The following is a 15115-nucleotide window of genomic DNA, read 5'->3' as shown; positions in this document are numbered from 1 at the left end:
TTCATGTAATACCTTTAACTTTCAGTTTGAGCTTTTGTACGTCACTTGGAATATTCAATGCGTGCATTTTTCTATGACAATTGGGGCATAGGGCAACTGCATTATCGATGCTGTCTGCACCACCGTTTGCCAACCAAACGATGTGGTGGACCTCAAGAAAAGGTTTATCATCAACCGTCTTAAAGGGCGCCGGAGAATCGCATAGTTGACAAACCCCGTTCGCTTGCCTAAGCGCATGTTCTACTACCCAAGGACTTCGAATATACTGCTTAGATGATACTTCTCTAGAACTTGGTTCTTGATGTGGGTTTTGTTTTGCTTTGGCTAATAATTCTTTATCTGAGAGCTTTCTCGCCTGTTTTTGTTTTTTAATAAAAGGCTTTTCGAATTGCTCTTTTGCAGGCTTATATGAGGAGTCAAATGCCCTTTTAATAGGAAAAACATATACAAGTCGAGGGTTGCCTTCTATATCAGGCTGAATCTCTTGATATGGCTTATCTGCTAGGGCCATTAATCCTGTGTAAGTGTACTGTTTGTCTTCAAAAACTTCGAATAAGTGAATATCAACCCCGTTTTTCTCTGACTCATAAAGCGTTTTGTTTTGATTGCCCTCTAGCTTTTGATCGCCGATTTGCCCCATGCCGGTATAGTGCAATACATCTTCTGCCCAACGATCGTCATAAATGGCATCAACATGGTTTGATATCAGTACGAGTGAATTAGTTTTAAGCGCACGTCTCATCCCTCCCTGGGGACTGCATTTGAAAACTTCACAAAGCTCACCATTATTAAGGATATTACCGATCTTGAGTTCTGAGAGGCCTATTGATGACATTTAATGAGTTCCTTTGCTATTGGGATATCTGCAGGCGCAAGTTCATATTGCCCTAGCTCGCTTATAAAACACCATTCAGCTTGGTCGTGAACAGTAAGCTTAAATTCTGTCGATTCAAATTCAATAAATATGGCTATCAGTTTAATAGCTCCAAATTCATATTCGTAAATGGCCTCGGTGAAGATTTCTTTGGCCAAGCACAGAACACCTAACTCTTCTTTGATTTCACGCTCAATGCATTCAAAGAGTGTTTCGTTTGCTTCAAGCTTGCCGCCTGGAAATTCCCATAAGCCGGCTAACTTTTCATTTGTTGCCCGGCGAGTTATTAACACCTTGCCATTTTGTATCGCAATGGCTGCGGTTACTTGTTTGATATTTAAATTCTTAGACATTTTAATATTTCTGAGGTCAAGGTATTACATCCTACTCAGCATTTAGAGTTTTGAATATCTACAAGGCATCGAAGAGTTTTTAGATCATGAGAGGCCAAGATTTATATCTGCAGTATAAAGCACTGAGGGCTTCATAGCCTCCAGATTTAAAGTTAAATCAACCATAAGAGGTTAGGTCTTTGACAACCTATTATGATTTATAAAAATACAGATGCTTTAATACTAAAAAAAAGGAAAATCATCTTCTTGAACGAAATCAGTAGGTCCGGACTCATTAGGAATATTTCTCTTCTTTCTTACAAAAATCAATTCTAATAATTTAACTTGTTCACTAGTAATAGTTTCAAGATCATCTGGCCACACATCTTGTTCTTTTTTTATAAGCTCTATGTAATCAAATATCTCATAGAAACCAACAAACTTACTATCTGCAAAGTTAAACATTTGATAATGTTTTATAAAATCTAAATAATCAAAAACTCTTTTGGGTAGAAGAGAAGTCAACTGAATAGTAGAGAATTCTCGATCAACCAATTCTCTAAGCAATTTATTTTCCTGTGTAAAAAAAAGATGATTACCTTTTATAAAAAGTTCTTTTAACTTTTCATTATCAATTTTTAAAAAGTTTACCAACTCCAGAATAAAAGCAGAACCTAAATTTAAATCTGAAACAACTCCTTCCATTTCATCCCATACATATGATTCGTCTGGGTCATAAAAATCAAGCTTTACAAATTCAGAATATGGGTAGTAGACTGAGCCATCAAGGCTCAATAGAGGTTCGTCTCGGAACCTTGAAAGAAAATATTCTTGCTTATTAAATAAAGCACCTTCCATAAAAAACTTTTCAGGAGAATAATTTATTATAGAGGCTTTAATGCGCTCATTAAAATCATAAGATGACTTGTCTTTAAAAAAATGAAAACCTGAAGTATAATATCCAAAATAAACCTTATCCCAACCCTCCAAACTCCCTTGGCCAATAAGCATGGCTGTTTTTACCTCTGAAAAATAATCGTCAAGCATTTTTTCATAATCATCTGCGCAAAATGCAAACTCTAACTTTAAAGCAAGCTCTGCTAAATCAGGAATTTGGTAAAGTTCTTGTTCGCCCCATGTAGAACGTTCACAACTATTGTTTTTATAAACAGTCTCAATAAATTGATTGATAAATAAGCTATATTTTGTATCCTTAATGTACTCATTGATAGTTGGGTTTTTCACAGCTTTTAAAAAACAATCTATAAATTCTTTCTGCGAATTTTCAACCTTCTTAGATAAATCTAAAAAATTTTTTCTTTCAGGCTCATCATCTTTAAATAGTAAATAATAGTTATGGTAGCTTATCGTAAGCTTTTGAGCATTGTTAGAAAACTCTCTGTATGCTTTTGACAAACTCCAAATCAATTCTTTTAATTCGCTTACTTTTTCATCAATTAAATTTATGTTATCACTGTACTCTTGGCGTTCGGATACAGCCAATGCTCTTTGTGCAAGAATAATCGCTACAGCAGAGCCTGCCAGAGCAACTGGAGCTCCGATAATTAACCCCAATGAGTTACTGATTGAGTCTAAGAACTTACCGGGGTCGACAACAATATTACCTTTAATATTTTCTTTGCTCTCAACGAAGTTGATATCTAATAATCCCAGAAAACCTGCAATCGACTCCCAAGTATGAAGCACCACAAAAAAAATCACGAAAATTGCTGCTGTGAATAAAAGTAGTGCTACCCAAAAATTTGTAAATTGTACTTTTAGCTTCATTTAATCTTCACTAATAATTGAATCGGTCAGACTATACAAATAATCAACTGTCTAACCCGCTTTAATCTTTCATTCGCTTTTGCGACTAAAGGGAATACTTATAAACATATTTAGAAGCGTCTCATGATGTTCTAAAAAATTAGAATTTAACAAACTCTATCTGGATTTAATTCACCACTCGAAGATCATCATATGTCTCCTTAACATTTCATTGAATCTTTGCCCTGATAAATCCCAGCGAATTTTATCTACCCATAAGGCATTTAACGTGCATTTGGTATTCAATTTTTTGGCCAATAATAAAATTAGAAATTTTTCTTATGGCAGTGCATTAAAAATAGTTTAGTGCACATTTGACTGGTCGATATAACAACGATGTTTACCAGGAAGCTTTATTTTACCCAAAAAGTATAGACGTACACACTTGTTTGACTTCAGATATATTTATAAATAGTCTGATTTAGACCGGGCCCAATGTCCACGAGCCGCGCAAGTTGTAGTTCAGGTAATACAGACACATTAGAAGTCTTCATTGAGTTAAAAGATTTATGTGCTTTTTTGAGAATAATCATGACAAGACTCTCAAACTGCAATTACGTTGTTTCTGGATATCTACTGACCCTGAGCGAATTGAAATATTGAAGGCGAATGTCACATCTAATCATTTTTTAAACAACGCCTAAAGGTACTGAAAGGATTACCTTTAAGAGCCGTGAGGAGTTTTTAGAGTATTTAAAGGCGAATCCTGACCCTGCCTATAATGAGAGTGGTTATCTTCGCTTGGATAGTCCGAATTTGAAACTGGATATAAGATTAAAAAAGATCACACAAACATTGTATGGCATTAGATCATTCATTAACCGAATACCCCCCTACAGATTAGAGTTAAAACTTTTTAAGCAGTAAACACCATAGGCTCACAATACTCAGCAGTAATTTGTGTGTAAATTTCTGACAATATTTACACATGAAGGAAATATTAATGTGTAATGCATGTGAAGAAGAATTACTTGAAAGAGTTTGTAAGTCAAAGAATTTGAAGGTATTATAAAGAACTGTAAGTAACATCAAAAAACTCTATTATTCGATTGTTTACGACTTAAAATCCCTCGGAGGAAACTCCGTGCCGGTTCGAGTCCGGCCCCGGGCACCATTTTCTAGATATCATATCTAAGTCAAATTTCTATTTTTATCCCAAGTTTTACTTAATTGAATTAAAATGACAGGTAAATAACCTGAGTCATTTTCATGCTAAAAATTATATTGCTTGTTTTAATAAATTTTTTTGTATCCCCTTCTTTTGCTGAAGAAAATTCGCCTAGCAATATACAGTTTACTCAACAAGAAAAAGACTACATCGCTTCTCACCCATCAATTTATGTTTGCACCGATCCCGATTGGTATCCTTTTGAAGCCATTGATCAACAAGGGAATTTCTATGGTATTTCGGCAGACTTAATTGCAATTCTTTCTCATAGAATTGGTATAAACATTTCACGCTATCCGACTAAAACTTGGGCCCAGAGCATTAAGGCCTCTAAAGACGGTTTGTGTGAAACCATGAGCTTTTTAAATCAAACGCCGGAACGCGAAGAATGGTTAGTTTTTACACAACCTTTGATGTCTGACCCCAATGTCATTATTACCCGCGAAGAACATGGTTTTGTGGCAAACCTCAATAGCCTTAGTAACCATAAAATTGCTGTCCCTAGAGATACCATGATTGAAGAGCGAATTCAAAATGATTATCCAAATCTGAAAATGATCACCACAGAAGATGAAAGAGAGTCTTTCCGATTAATTGATCAACGCAAAGCCGATTTAACGATTCGGTCTTTGATAATTGCTGCCTACACGATACGTAATGAAGGTTGGTTTAACTTAAAAATTGCGGGGCAAGTACCTGAATATACCAATCATCTTAGAATGGGGGTTTTAAAAAACCAGCCAATTTTAAAATCTATTTTAGATAAGGGTATTGCAACGATTACCCTCCAAGAACGCGATTCTATTGTTAATAATTATATTAATGTGAAAATTGAAAAAAGCTTTGACATCTATTTAGTTTTGCAAATTTTGATCGGTTCTTTTTTAATTTTTGCGTTACTGTTTTGGTGGATTAGAAAACTCAATTCGCTCAATAAACAATTAGAAGTTTTGTCGATAACGGATCGCTTAACAGGCCTTTATAATCGATTGAAAACCGATGAAACTCTTGAAAAAGAGCACATGAGATTTAAGCGAACTCAAAAGACTTTTGGGGTTATTTTGCTGGACATTGATTTTTTTAAAAAAGTAAATGATCAATATGGTCACCAATTTGGTGATGATGTTTTGAAAGCCATTGCAAATACCTTACAAACTCATAGCCGAGAAGTTGATATTATCGGTCGTTGGGGTGGTGAAGAATTTCTGATTATTTGCCCAGAAACTGAATTGGAAGGACTTTTTACCTATGCTGAAAAATTGAGAGTGGTCGTTGAAGACCTTCACTTTGCAAATGATTATCAAACAACAGCCAGTTTCGGTATCGCTTGCTGTCAAAATAATGAGGAAGTCCACCAGCTCATAGAAAGAGCGGATAGAGCGCTCTACCTAGCAAAAAAACAGGGGCGCAATCAAGTTGTTAGTGGTTAAAACCTCAAAAGTCAGCTTATTTTGTATTGGTTTATTGAGCGCCCCGGCTCTTTATGCACAAACCTTTATCGATGCAATCAGCCAATCTCAAGTTTATGGTTTTGCAAAATCCATGGTGGTTTATGACGACAAAAAAGGTGGTCGATTAGACCAATTAACACCAGGTTTCGGCGGTAAATTAGGCGTTGAAACGGGGATAATTTCTGACTTTAAAATCAAATTGGCGGGCTATACCGCCACGGATTTGGGATTGGCTAGCCAAAATGCCAAAGAAACCGATTTGTATATGTTTGATATTGATAAAAAACCTTTTTCAGTTTTGGGTGAAGCTCAGTTGATCTATCAAAAAAATCACAATGAGCTTATTTTGGGACGCCAAGAAATATCTTCACCGCTAATAGAAACCTACGATTACCGAATTATCCCTAACCTTTATCAAGCTTATACCTTTAGCAATGAGTCTTTTGACAATCAACGCCTAACCATTTCTTATGTAGAAAAGATGACTGGCCTTGATAGTTTGGTGAGTTTCTCAGATTTCAAAAGCATGTCGCAGCAAGCTTATACCTCATTGGCTTTGGATGCTCAGGGGCAAGTTGATGCCGATAACAGTGACATTCTTGACTTATCAACGGTTGTGGGTCACAACGGGGTTTGGATGCTGGGGTGGCAATATGACAAAACCCATTCATTGCAAATATGGAATTATTTGGGTGTTGATACGCTTAATACTTGGTATGCAGATGGGCAATTAAAACTTACGCTTAATGAAACCTTTAAAGCTTCCATACAAGCCCAAATTTATCAAGTATCGGCTGTTGGTAAATTTAAAAACTTTTTAGAAACAAAACATTTAAATGCCGACTATGAACTCTTTGGTGTAAAAGCCAATCTGACATATTTACCAAAAGAAATTACTTTTTCTGCCGCATATAATCACTATACTGGCAACGAAAACACAGTCACCGCATTTGGTAACTGGGGTGGATATCCAGAATTTGTCGGTATCCCTTTTTTAAACCCAGAGGGACAGGTAGCGTCTGCGGTTGCAGGCACTCAAGCTGGAAAGTTAGCGGTTAAGCTGCCATTTTATTACCCAAAAAACCTTAAGCAAACCCTTGTGGTAAGCTATATTCAAACGCAAACACCTGATAAAATTTTGCTAAATACCGATATGCGTATTTGGGGTTTCATTTATAGTGCAAATCTTTCTAAGCAACTTAAACTTCGCTTAAGTTATGACGATAGAGATTGCTCTAACCCCAGATACGATAATGCCTATTCAACCGCCTCTTTACGCTACGAGTTTTAATTGAGATTATGATTGAATTAACAACTGATTTAACCCCGCTGAATCCCATTGAAAAAACAAAATTAAAGAGTCAGCACGCTGAACTCATTAAAGGCTGGCAAAATGGTGTGGTGGAGTTTGACACCGACAGTTTTCGAATTGCGACCTTATTATTAAAGCACCGCCTTTTGCCAGACAATGTATTGCCCTACTATGCGAAACAAATTATCTTGGCACTTGACGAAAGCCAAAAAAACCAACAATTACTGGCCGCGTTTTTTCAAAAGCCAAATACGCAAATGAATACGGCAATCAATAACGACACGATTGCTCAAGCAGTGCAACAGCTAATGGATAGCGGCTTACCCAAGCAAGAGGCCATTCAAAAGGTATCGGTGCGTTTTAAAACCTCGGCTTTCAATGTGATGAAACAATATAAAAGCCTGTTTGAAAACACAAAACCCGACTCTTAATCTGAATCTGATTGTTTGTCTGAATATTGATAAGGTTCAAGTATTTCTGGATTGAGCTCAATTTGGTTTAGGTCAATTTGGTGCTCAATGAGACGATTTTCTAGCGTTTGTTTTTCAGCGGCCATGTCCAATAAAGCCGTATGATTATTTTCAAACTTATGCATTTGAGTCAACCCTAAATGATAAAAGCGCATAATCTTCATGGCGTTCTCATCCCCGCTTTCTGCCGCTTCTTGAACGGGGCGCAATTTATTAGTAACCATCATGAGATGACGCTTAAGACGCACACCATACATTGCTTCGGCCATCCAAGGTTGTTTAATAAAAAAAGTTTTGACGATGATCGCCGTAATGGCCAATCCCACCAGTGCGCCCATAAAATTTAAGACCAATTGATTGTGGGTATATTCGCCCCACCAGTTCACAAAAGACACGGCCATCGCAAAGCCTATGACAAGAAAAATGCCCATAATAATGAGGGTTGCGTTGCGTGATTTTTTGCGATATTGCTCTGGACTGATATCTTGAATTTTAAAGTTTTCAGATGACATGATTGTTTCCTTTTTCAAAATAAACTGAACGCCATAAATTATCTTTAGATAAGATCATAAGCACAATGTATTAGGATATTCTAATATAATTGAGGATAATGAGCCCGAAATAATGATTATTAAACTCTATAGGGATATTATCAATGCAACATTCTTTAAAATTAATTGCTGCAGCCACACTTTTGAGTGTAGTTTCTTTCAGTCACGCTTCACCCGTACCTAAAGACCCAACGCGTCAATCTCCGCAAGGGCTTTATGTAGATGCTAAAGAAACCCAAGCCATGATGGCCAAAGATCCTTCCGTTATTTTAGTGGATGTTCGTACGCCTGAAGAATGGCAGTTTGTTGGCTATACCAAAGCAGCTCAAATCATGATACCGGCCGTGATGTTTGATTATTCACAAATGGATACCAAACAAAACAAGCCTCGTTATATGCCAGCCCCTAATCCACAGTGGATTTCACAATTTGAAGACAAAATTGCAGACTTAGGTGCAGATGAAAAAACCACTTATGTCATTATGTGTCGCTCAGGGGCAACTCGTGCTGCGCCAGTGGCAAAACTAATGGACCAATATGGTTATAAAAATGTGTATGTGATGACTGATGGTTTTGAAGGCGGCAAAAACAAAGACGGTGATTTGAAAGGCTACCGTGCACACAGTGGCTGGAAACATTCTGGGGCTGAGTGGACTTACAATATTGAAGCCGATAAAGTTTATTTCAAAACTTACGGTGTTAAGTACTAATTAGTAAAAACTTATCACTTAAACCCAGCACTCATGCTGGGTTTTTTGTATATAAGATTAAACCGCAAACAATTCAAAAGCATTGTTATCTAAGTCCTTGATAAAGAGTGCTTTTCGTCCTGACTTACTTTTGGTAAAGATGGCCTTTTGATTTTCCAAAACCTCTATATACTCATCGATAGAATCCACGCGTAACGCAAAATGATAATCTCTTCCGCCATGTTCTGGACGCAGAGTATTTTCGTTGGGATTGCTTAATTCCATAATGTGCAAACTCTGCCCAGCCAACAAATCTAACCAATAACCTGGAAAACCTAAATTAGGTCTATCCAAAAGTTTTAAGCCCAATAAATCTTGATAAAACTTCAACGACTTTTCAGCGTCTTTAACAATAATACTGACATGATCGAATCCAATGACTTTGGCCATGTGTGCTCCTTTAAAGTAAGTCCTACAAACAAAAACGCTCAGCTTGCTAGGCAAGACTGAGCGTTAAGATGATTACAGCAGAATGAGTTACCTAAAGCGTTAACTCAACGGCTTGCGACCTTTAATCAATCATTACTATGCAAAGTGGTGTTTAAACCACCCCACAAAGTGCCGTCAGTGACGATGGCTTGTACTGCGCCCGTTTGGCTATGGCGTCTGAACAATAATTTAGATTGCCCAGATAAATCGCGTGCCGAAACAATCGAACCATCGGGCATTTGGACTTTGGTGCCCGCTGTTAAATAAAGACCTGATTCAACAATACAGTCATCGCCCAACGAAATCCCCAAGCCAGCATTTGCGCCCAATAGGTTTCTTTGACCCATAGAGATCACTTGCTTACCGCCCCCAGAAAGTGTGCCCATAATCGATGCGCCACCGCCAATATCAGAGTTTTCTGCGACCACAACACCGGCGCTGATACGCCCTTCGACCATAGAGTTTCCTAGAGTACCGGCATTAAAGTTACAGAAACCTTCGTGCATAACCGTGGTGCCTGGCGCTAAATGTGCGCCTAAACGCACACGGTCTGCATCACCAATACGCACACCTTCAGGGATTACATAGTCCGTCATGCGTGGGAATTTGTCGATAGAGGTGACATTTAAATGATGCGTTTCACCGGCAATCGCTTCGCGCAGGTTTTCCACTTCTGCAGGCAAAACTGGACCCGCAGAGGTCCAAGCAACATTTGCCAACAAACCGAACATGCCATCTAGATTAAGTTGATGAGGTTTATAGGCGCACTCTGATAATAAATGTAGGCGCAAATAAGCGTCTTCTGCAGACTTAGGAGCTTCATCAACCGATGCGATTTCAACCGTGACAAATTCCCCCATAATGATGCCCGCTTTTAAAGCCAAACAGTTACGCGCAATTTCTTTGTTACTGCGTGGAAACCACACATCCAAGGTGACGCCTGTTTTAGAATCTCTATAACGATGCCCGATTCGTTTGATGGTCATAATGCTACTCTCTTACATAAACACAAAAATAAATAAAGCCAAGATTATACCCGCTCCAACGCCAGCTGAGAATAAATTGCGCCCCAAAAGCTTCAATTTATCCGCAGCAAATGTTTATAAACCAGCCATTTCTTGGAGTTTTTTTAGACTGAATCCATCATCCCTGCTTAAAATGCTTTAAAATTGGCAGATTAGAAAACTAAACATTAGGAAAAGTATGATTTTATACGGCATACCCAACTGTGATACCGTTCGCAAAGCCAGAAAATGGCTAGAAACACATCAGATTGCCCATGAGTTTATAGACTTTAGAAAAGGCGATTTTACTCAAAAAGACATCCAGGCCTGGTTAAAATTAGTGCCTTTTGAAACGGTTTTAAACCCCAAAAGCACCGCTTGGAAAACACTAACCGCAGAACAAACACAAGCGGTTAAATCGCAACAAGATCTTGGACTGTTGGTTGAGTATCCAACTTTAATCAAACGCCCGGTCTTATTTTCCGACAACCTTGTAATATTTGGCTTTAATGAAGCCCAGTATCAAACTTTATTGGCCTAAGAGAGCGCATCATGTCAGAAACCATTCAGCTTGCCCAACAACTCCTCACCATTGACTCGGTTACGCCTCACGATAAAGGCTGCCAAATTTTGATCGCCGATTATCTCTCTCCACTGGGGTTTAATATTGAACCGATGAAATTCGGCGAGGTTGACAATTTATGGGCCAGAAGAGGAAGTGATGGCCCATTAGTGGTTTTTGCAGGCCACACAGATGTGGTGCCCACCGGCAAAGAGTCTGCTTGGAAATACCCGCCCTTTTCAGCCACCATTGCGGATGATGGCATGCTGTATGCCCGCGGTGCGGCCGATATGAAAAGCTCAATTGCCTGCTTTATGGTGGCAACCAAACAGTTTTTAGCAGAGCATCCTAATGCAAAAGGCTCGATTGGCTTTTTAATTACCAGTGATGAAGAAGGTCCAGCGGTTGATGGCACGGTTAAAGTGATTGAGACCTTAGAAGCGCGCCAAGAAAAAATAGATTATTGTTTGGTGGGCGAACCTTCAAGCTCAGATAAATTAGGCGACTCCATCAAAAATGGTCGCCGCGGCTCATTAAACGGTAAATTGATTGTTAAAGGGATTCAAGGGCACATAGCCTATCCTGAGTTGGCTGACAATCCCATTCATAGGCTTGCACCCGCATTAGAGCAAATGGTGAATGTGCGCTGGGATGCGGGCAATCAATACTTTCCGCCCACCTCTTTTCAAATTTCAAACATTAACTCAGGAACTGGCGCGACCAATATTATTCCGGGTGATGTTGAAATGTTATTTAACTTCCGTTTTTCAACGGAACAAACCCCAGAAAGTCTAAAAAAAGGGATTCACGCAATTCTCGATCAATATCATTTTGCGTATGAGATTGACTGGAATTTATCAGGCTTACCTTTTATTACACCTGCTGAAGGAGAGCTGATTCAAGCGATTCGTAAAGCCATTAAAATTGAGATGGGCTACGAACCTAACCTTTCTACCGCTGGTGGCACTTCAGACGGTCGATTTATCGCGCCCACCGGTGCTCAGGTTATTGAAATGGGGCCACTCAATGCCACGATTCACAAGGTGAACGAATGTGTCAGCGTTGCTGACTTAGAAAAGCTCACCGCAATTTATCAGCGCACGCTTGAATTACTGCTTCTAAAATAAAGGGTTAGCATGAGTACTTGGTTAATATTGTTACAAATTTTTGCCTTAGCATTGTTTATTTTCTTAATCTGGCCACACCTCAAGAATGAAGAGTGGAAAGAAAAGTTTATCCAAAATAAACAAGCATTTTCGTTATTGATTGTTTTTGTTCTTATTTTAGGGTTTGTATTGGGCATGAGCGTCTTTTTGGATGTCTTTTTCCCGGTTGAAAGGCTGGATAAATAGGCGTACAATCTTTGGGTTTAATTTTATAAGGCAGATAGATATGGCAAAACAAGCCGAAGCAAAACTCATTTCAGAGTCCGTATTAGGAACCGACCTTTCCATTGCTGAATGTGAAATTCTTTCAGAAATCGTCAAATACCGCTCGTTAGAGCTAGATGATGTCTTATTTGAGCCAGATACAGTTGATGGTAACCTCTACCTATTGATAGAAGGCAAATTAGAAATCATTAAGGTATTGGGGCCTAACAACAGCGTTAGCATTAATGTGCTTAAAGAAGGTGCCATGATTGGCGAGTTGAGCTTTATTGATGGTAATGCGCACACTATGCGAATTAAAGCGCGTAAATCCTCTAAAGTGTTAGTGTTATCTAGAGAAGACTTTGAAGGCTTGCTAGACGCTCACCCCAAAGTTGTCTTTAATGTTATGCGTTCAATTCTGCGCTTCTCGCACCAATTGCAACGCAGAATGCTGCAAGAAAACATGGATATGCAACGCATGGTCAAAAATGAATACATGACCTAATTGGCAAATAGCAAATTCCATAAAAAAACCGAGGACTGCTCGGTTTTTTTATGTCTAGAAAATCATGTTATGACTGTATAAGATTAGCAACAAAGACTAAGGCGACCAGTATCGGCGCAACCCATCTAATGGTTATGCTAAAGATTTTTTGCATTGGATTGGACAGCTCAATTTCTTGGTTGCGTCTTGTCTGAGACCAAACCCAACCCACAAACAAAGCGGTAAATAATCCACCCAAAGGCAACATGACATTGGCGGTTAAAAAGTCGAGCGATTCAAAAAAGTTGCGCTGTCCAATCCAGTGCATGTCACTCAGCCAATTAAATGACCAAACAGTGCCTAGGCCTAATGCCCAAGTCGCTAGACCCAAACTCCACGCCGCCTTTTGTCTACTATATCCCCAATTTTGCTCAAGCCAACTGATGCCTGGTTCAATCATGGAAATTGATGAGCTCAAGGCCGCTAAAACCACCATACCAAAAAACAGAGTGCCAAATATCCATCCGCCAGACATTTGCCCAAAGGCAATTGGCAAGGTTTGAAAAAGTAAACCTGGCCCCGAACCTGCCGCCAAATTATTGCCAAAAACAATCGAAAAAATAACCAGGCCTGCCACTAAAGCAATGACCGTATCCGCAACCACTATCCATAAAGCCGCACGCACAATTGAATATTGAGCTGGAATATAAGAACCATAAACCATCATGGTGCCAAACCCTAAACTGAGGGTAAAAAAGGCATGACCCAATGCAATCAAAACCGAATTCCATGTCAGTTTAGAAAAATCAGGATCAAACAAAAAGTGAAAACTTTCGCTAAAAGCGCCGGTTGTGGTGGCATAACCTAGCAAAATCGCCAAAATAATAAACAAGCCGGGCATCATTAAATTGATGGCTTTTTCGAGTCCGCTTTTAACGCCCTTAGAAACAATCCACACCGTAATGATCATGACCACAGAATGCCAAAAAATTAACTGTCCACTGCTCGAAACCAACGCATCAAAATTAACCCCTGCGGCATCAGCATCCATCGCGATAAATTGACCCGAAAGACTGTCAAAAAAATACGATAAACCCCATCCGGCAATCACGGTATAAAATGACAAAATAAACAGTCCACCCAATACACCATTAACCCCTAAAAAAACCCAAGATTTAGAGGCTTTGGCTTCTTGCGCTAAAATAGCCATTGCTTGAGGCGGACTGGCTTGCCCAGATCGCCCTAGGGTAAGTTCAGCGATTAAAATGGGCAACCCAATTAAAACAATGCAGCCAAGATAGACCAAAACAAAAGCCCCGCCACCATTTTCACCGGTAATATAGGGAAACTTCCATAGGTTACCTAATCCCACCGCCGAACCTATGGCCGCTAAAATAAAAGCTGTTTGAGTGCTCCACGCTTGGTGCGAAAGTTTCAACCGCGCCATATTAATTCCTCTATAATTACATAATTATTATTTGAATTTGATTATAAACAAATATGCATATTCAGGCGAACTATTCCTTAAAACCGCACAACTCCTTTAAGGTTGATGTTTCAGCAAAGTATTTTGTTGAAGTGACCAAGCAATCAGATATTCCGGTTTTACGCTCCGACCTAAAATTAACCTCTATGCCCTGGGTCATTATCGGTGGCGGTAGCAACATTCTGTTTACCCACGACATGAATTGTGTCATCGTCACTTGCAGCTACGACAAGCTCAAAGTGGTTAAAGAGGATGAGGAAAATGTGTGGATTTCGGTTGGCGCTGGTATGAACTGGCACGATTTGGTGACCTACACCGTAGAGCAAAATCTCTGGGGACTTGAGAATTTAGCGTTAATTCCCGGTAAAGTGGGGGCTGCGCCCGTGCAAAATATTGGGGCTTATGGTGCCGAAGCTCGCGACACCATTACCCGAGTGCAAACTTTGAATCTCTTCAGTGGCGAGCGCATTGAATTTCGTAATTCAGAATGCAACTTTGGTTATCGCACCAGCATTTTTAAACAAAGCTATACCAATCAACTGCTTGTTCATCGAGTGACCTTTCGTCTTAGAAAGCTAAGTCATGGGCGTGCTAATTTGGTGTATGACCATCTAAGAGATGCTTTTCCGCATGAGCAGATTCCCAAATTAACCCCCAAAGAAGTCTATGACAAGGTGGTCGAAATTCGCAAACTGCGTGTTCCAGACCCCAGAATTTACGGCAATGCCGGCAGTTTTTTCAAAAACCCTTTGATTACGCCAGAGTATTTCGAAAAACTGCTCGAAACCTATCCTGATTTACCTCATCATAAAACGGTTGAGAATCAATATAAAATCCCTGCTGCTTGGTTGATTGAAAACTCGGGTTGGAAAGGTGTTAAACAGGAAAAAGCCGCTGTTTCTGAAAAACATGCCCTATTTCTAGTCAACCTAGGCGGCGCCAGCGGTGAAGAAATTCGTCAACTCGCCCATAAAATACAGGGCGATGTTGACCAAAAATACGGCATTCATTTAGAGCCAGAAGTCATTATTATCTAAACTATCGTA

General features: G+C 39.2%; 16 protein-coding genes. 9 read left to right on the top strand and 7 right to left on the bottom strand.

The genetic code is table 11. From position 1 onward, the window contains the following. Position 1: 1 nt before the first annotated feature. The 3 genes from THMIRH_RS06455 to THMIRH_RS06445 all read right to left on the bottom strand — a co-directional run bounded on the left by THMIRH_RS06455 (position 2) and on the right by THMIRH_RS06445 (position 2994). The gene (locus THMIRH_RS06455; RefSeq protein WP_173291316.1) at positions 2–835 is read right to left on the bottom strand and encodes an HNH endonuclease; all 834 of its coding nucleotides are present in this window, start codon (positions 833–835) and stop codon (positions 2–4) included. Beyond that, positions 823–1227, bottom strand: coding sequence for a (deoxy)nucleoside triphosphate pyrophosphohydrolase (locus tag THMIRH_RS06450; protein ID WP_173291315.1), 405 nt, complete (start codon positions 1225–1227; stop codon positions 823–825). Before THMIRH_RS06450 ends, THMIRH_RS06455 begins: the two co-directional genes overlap by 13 nt. Positions 1228–1449: 222 nt before the next feature. Next, positions 1450–2994 (bottom strand): hypothetical protein, encoded by a 1545-nt coding sequence (locus THMIRH_RS06445; protein WP_173291314.1) that lies wholly within the window; start codon positions 2992–2994, stop codon positions 1450–1452. A gap of 1248 nt (positions 2995–4242) precedes the next feature. Here THMIRH_RS06445 and THMIRH_RS06440 point away from each other — a divergent pair. The 3 genes from THMIRH_RS06440 to THMIRH_RS06430 are packed head-to-tail and all read left to right on the top strand — an operon-like array spanning position 4243 to position 7395. Further along, positions 4243–5631, top strand: coding sequence for a diguanylate cyclase (locus tag THMIRH_RS06440; RefSeq protein WP_173291313.1), 1389 nt, complete (start codon positions 4243–4245; stop codon positions 5629–5631). Further along, positions 5618–6943, top strand: a complete 1326-nt coding sequence (locus THMIRH_RS06435) for a hypothetical protein (protein WP_173291312.1) — start codon at positions 5618–5620, stop codon at positions 6941–6943. Before THMIRH_RS06440 ends, THMIRH_RS06435 begins: the two co-directional genes overlap by 14 nt. 8 nt (positions 6944–6951) lie before the next feature. After that, positions 6952–7395, top strand: coding sequence for a hypothetical protein (locus tag THMIRH_RS06430; protein ID WP_173291311.1), 444 nt, complete (start codon positions 6952–6954; stop codon positions 7393–7395). Here THMIRH_RS06430 and THMIRH_RS06425 read toward each other — a convergent pair. Then, positions 7392–7946 carry a DUF3087 family protein gene (locus THMIRH_RS06425; RefSeq protein ID WP_173291310.1) on the bottom strand — a complete coding sequence of 185 codons (555 nt, stop codon included), beginning with the start codon at positions 7944–7946 and terminating at the stop codon, positions 7392–7394. The two genes, THMIRH_RS06430 and THMIRH_RS06425, sit on opposite strands and share 4 nt — an antisense overlap. 143 nt (positions 7947–8089) lie before the next feature. On the opposite strand from THMIRH_RS06425, the gene THMIRH_RS06420 reads away from it, so the two are divergent. Beyond that, positions 8090–8695: a rhodanese-like domain-containing protein gene (locus THMIRH_RS06420; RefSeq protein ID WP_173291309.1), complete on the top strand. Its 606-nt coding sequence runs from the start codon at positions 8090–8092 to the stop codon at positions 8693–8695. 57 nt (positions 8696–8752) lie between these two features. Here the strand turns inward: THMIRH_RS06420 and THMIRH_RS06415 are convergent, their stop codons facing one another. Together THMIRH_RS06415 and THMIRH_RS06410 are read right to left on the bottom strand one after the other, a co-directional pair. Continuing rightward, positions 8753–9124: a VOC family protein gene (locus tag THMIRH_RS06415; RefSeq protein WP_173291308.1), complete on the bottom strand. Its 372-nt coding sequence runs from the start codon at positions 9122–9124 to the stop codon at positions 8753–8755. A gap of 125 nt (positions 9125–9249) precedes the next feature. After that, the gene (locus THMIRH_RS06410; protein ID WP_173291307.1) at positions 9250–10149 is read right to left on the bottom strand and encodes a DapH/DapD/GlmU-related protein; all 900 of its coding nucleotides are present in this window, start codon (positions 10147–10149) and stop codon (positions 9250–9252) included. A 217-nt stretch (positions 10150–10366) separates the two neighbouring features. Here THMIRH_RS06410 and THMIRH_RS06405 point away from each other — a divergent pair, with 217 nt between their 5' ends. The 4 genes from THMIRH_RS06405 to THMIRH_RS06390 are packed head-to-tail and all read left to right on the top strand — an operon-like array spanning position 10367 to position 12604. Continuing rightward, on the top strand, positions 10367–10708 hold the full coding sequence (locus THMIRH_RS06405; protein ID WP_173291306.1) for a Spx/MgsR family RNA polymerase-binding regulatory protein: 342 nt from the start codon (positions 10367–10369) through the stop codon (positions 10706–10708). An 11-nt stretch (positions 10709–10719) separates the two neighbouring features. Continuing rightward, entirely contained in the window at positions 10720–11856 is a 1137-nt protein-coding gene (gene dapE, locus THMIRH_RS06400; protein ID WP_173291305.1) for a succinyl-diaminopimelate desuccinylase, read from the top strand. Positions 11857–11865: 9 nt separating this feature from the next. After that, positions 11866–12081: a hypothetical protein gene (locus THMIRH_RS06395; RefSeq protein WP_173291304.1), complete on the top strand. Its 216-nt coding sequence runs from the start codon at positions 11866–11868 to the stop codon at positions 12079–12081. A gap of 40 nt (positions 12082–12121) precedes the next feature. Further along, positions 12122–12604: a Crp/Fnr family transcriptional regulator gene (locus THMIRH_RS06390; RefSeq protein WP_173291303.1), complete on the top strand. Its 483-nt coding sequence runs from the start codon at positions 12122–12124 to the stop codon at positions 12602–12604. Between the two features lie 67 nt (positions 12605–12671). Here THMIRH_RS06390 and THMIRH_RS06385 read toward each other — a convergent pair whose 3' ends face one another. Then, entirely contained in the window at positions 12672–14030 is a 1359-nt protein-coding gene (locus THMIRH_RS06385; protein WP_173291302.1) for a sodium-dependent transporter, read from the bottom strand. A gap of 53 nt (positions 14031–14083) precedes the next feature. Here THMIRH_RS06385 and murB point away from each other — a divergent pair, with 53 nt between their 5' ends. Continuing rightward, positions 14084–15106, top strand: coding sequence for a UDP-N-acetylmuramate dehydrogenase (gene murB / locus THMIRH_RS06380; protein ID WP_173291301.1), 1023 nt, complete (start codon positions 14084–14086; stop codon positions 15104–15106). The last annotated feature ends 9 nt before the right edge of the window (positions 15107–15115 follow it).

The sequence above is a fragment of the Thiosulfativibrio zosterae genome (genome assembly GCF_011398155.1).
GTDB classification, from domain to species: domain Bacteria; phylum Pseudomonadota; class Gammaproteobacteria; order Thiomicrospirales; family Thiomicrospiraceae; genus Thiosulfativibrio; species Thiosulfativibrio zosterae.
This window is presented reverse-complemented; position numbering and strand designations above follow the sequence as displayed.

Excerpts from the sequence above, each read along its gene's own strand:
- THMIRH_RS06455 (WP_173291316.1), bottom strand. The coding sequence starts at position 835 with ATGTCATCAATAGGCCTCTCAGAACTCAAGATCGGTAATATCCTTAAT.
- THMIRH_RS06450 (WP_173291315.1), bottom strand. The coding sequence starts at position 1,227 with ATGTCTAAGAATTTAAATATCAAACAAGTAACCGCAGCCATTGCGATA.
- THMIRH_RS06445 (WP_173291314.1), bottom strand. The coding sequence starts at position 2,994 with ATGAAGCTAAAAGTACAATTTACAAATTTTTGGGTAGCACTACTTTTA.
- THMIRH_RS06440 (WP_173291313.1), top strand. The coding sequence starts at position 4,243 with ATGCTAAAAATTATATTGCTTGTTTTAATAAATTTTTTTGTATCCCCT.
- THMIRH_RS06430 (WP_173291311.1), top strand. The coding sequence starts at position 6,952 with ATGATTGAATTAACAACTGATTTAACCCCGCTGAATCCCATTGAAAAA.
- THMIRH_RS06425 (WP_173291310.1), bottom strand. The coding sequence starts at position 7,946 with ATGTCATCTGAAAACTTTAAAATTCAAGATATCAGTCCAGAGCAATAT.
- THMIRH_RS06420 (WP_173291309.1), top strand. The coding sequence starts at position 8,090 with ATGCAACATTCTTTAAAATTAATTGCTGCAGCCACACTTTTGAGTGTA.
- THMIRH_RS06415 (WP_173291308.1), bottom strand. The coding sequence starts at position 9,124 with ATGGCCAAAGTCATTGGATTCGATCATGTCAGTATTATTGTTAAAGAC.
- THMIRH_RS06410 (WP_173291307.1), bottom strand. The coding sequence starts at position 10,149 with ATGACCATCAAACGAATCGGGCATCGTTATAGAGATTCTAAAACAGGC.
- THMIRH_RS06405 (WP_173291306.1), top strand. The coding sequence starts at position 10,367 with ATGATTTTATACGGCATACCCAACTGTGATACCGTTCGCAAAGCCAGA.
- dapE (WP_173291305.1), top strand. The coding sequence starts at position 10,720 with ATGTCAGAAACCATTCAGCTTGCCCAACAACTCCTCACCATTGACTCG.
- THMIRH_RS06395 (WP_173291304.1), top strand. The coding sequence starts at position 11,866 with ATGAGTACTTGGTTAATATTGTTACAAATTTTTGCCTTAGCATTGTTT.
- THMIRH_RS06390 (WP_173291303.1), top strand. The coding sequence starts at position 12,122 with ATGGCAAAACAAGCCGAAGCAAAACTCATTTCAGAGTCCGTATTAGGA.
- THMIRH_RS06385 (WP_173291302.1), bottom strand. The coding sequence starts at position 14,030 with ATGGCGCGGTTGAAACTTTCGCACCAAGCGTGGAGCACTCAAACAGCT.
- murB (WP_173291301.1), top strand. The coding sequence starts at position 14,084 with ATGCATATTCAGGCGAACTATTCCTTAAAACCGCACAACTCCTTTAAG.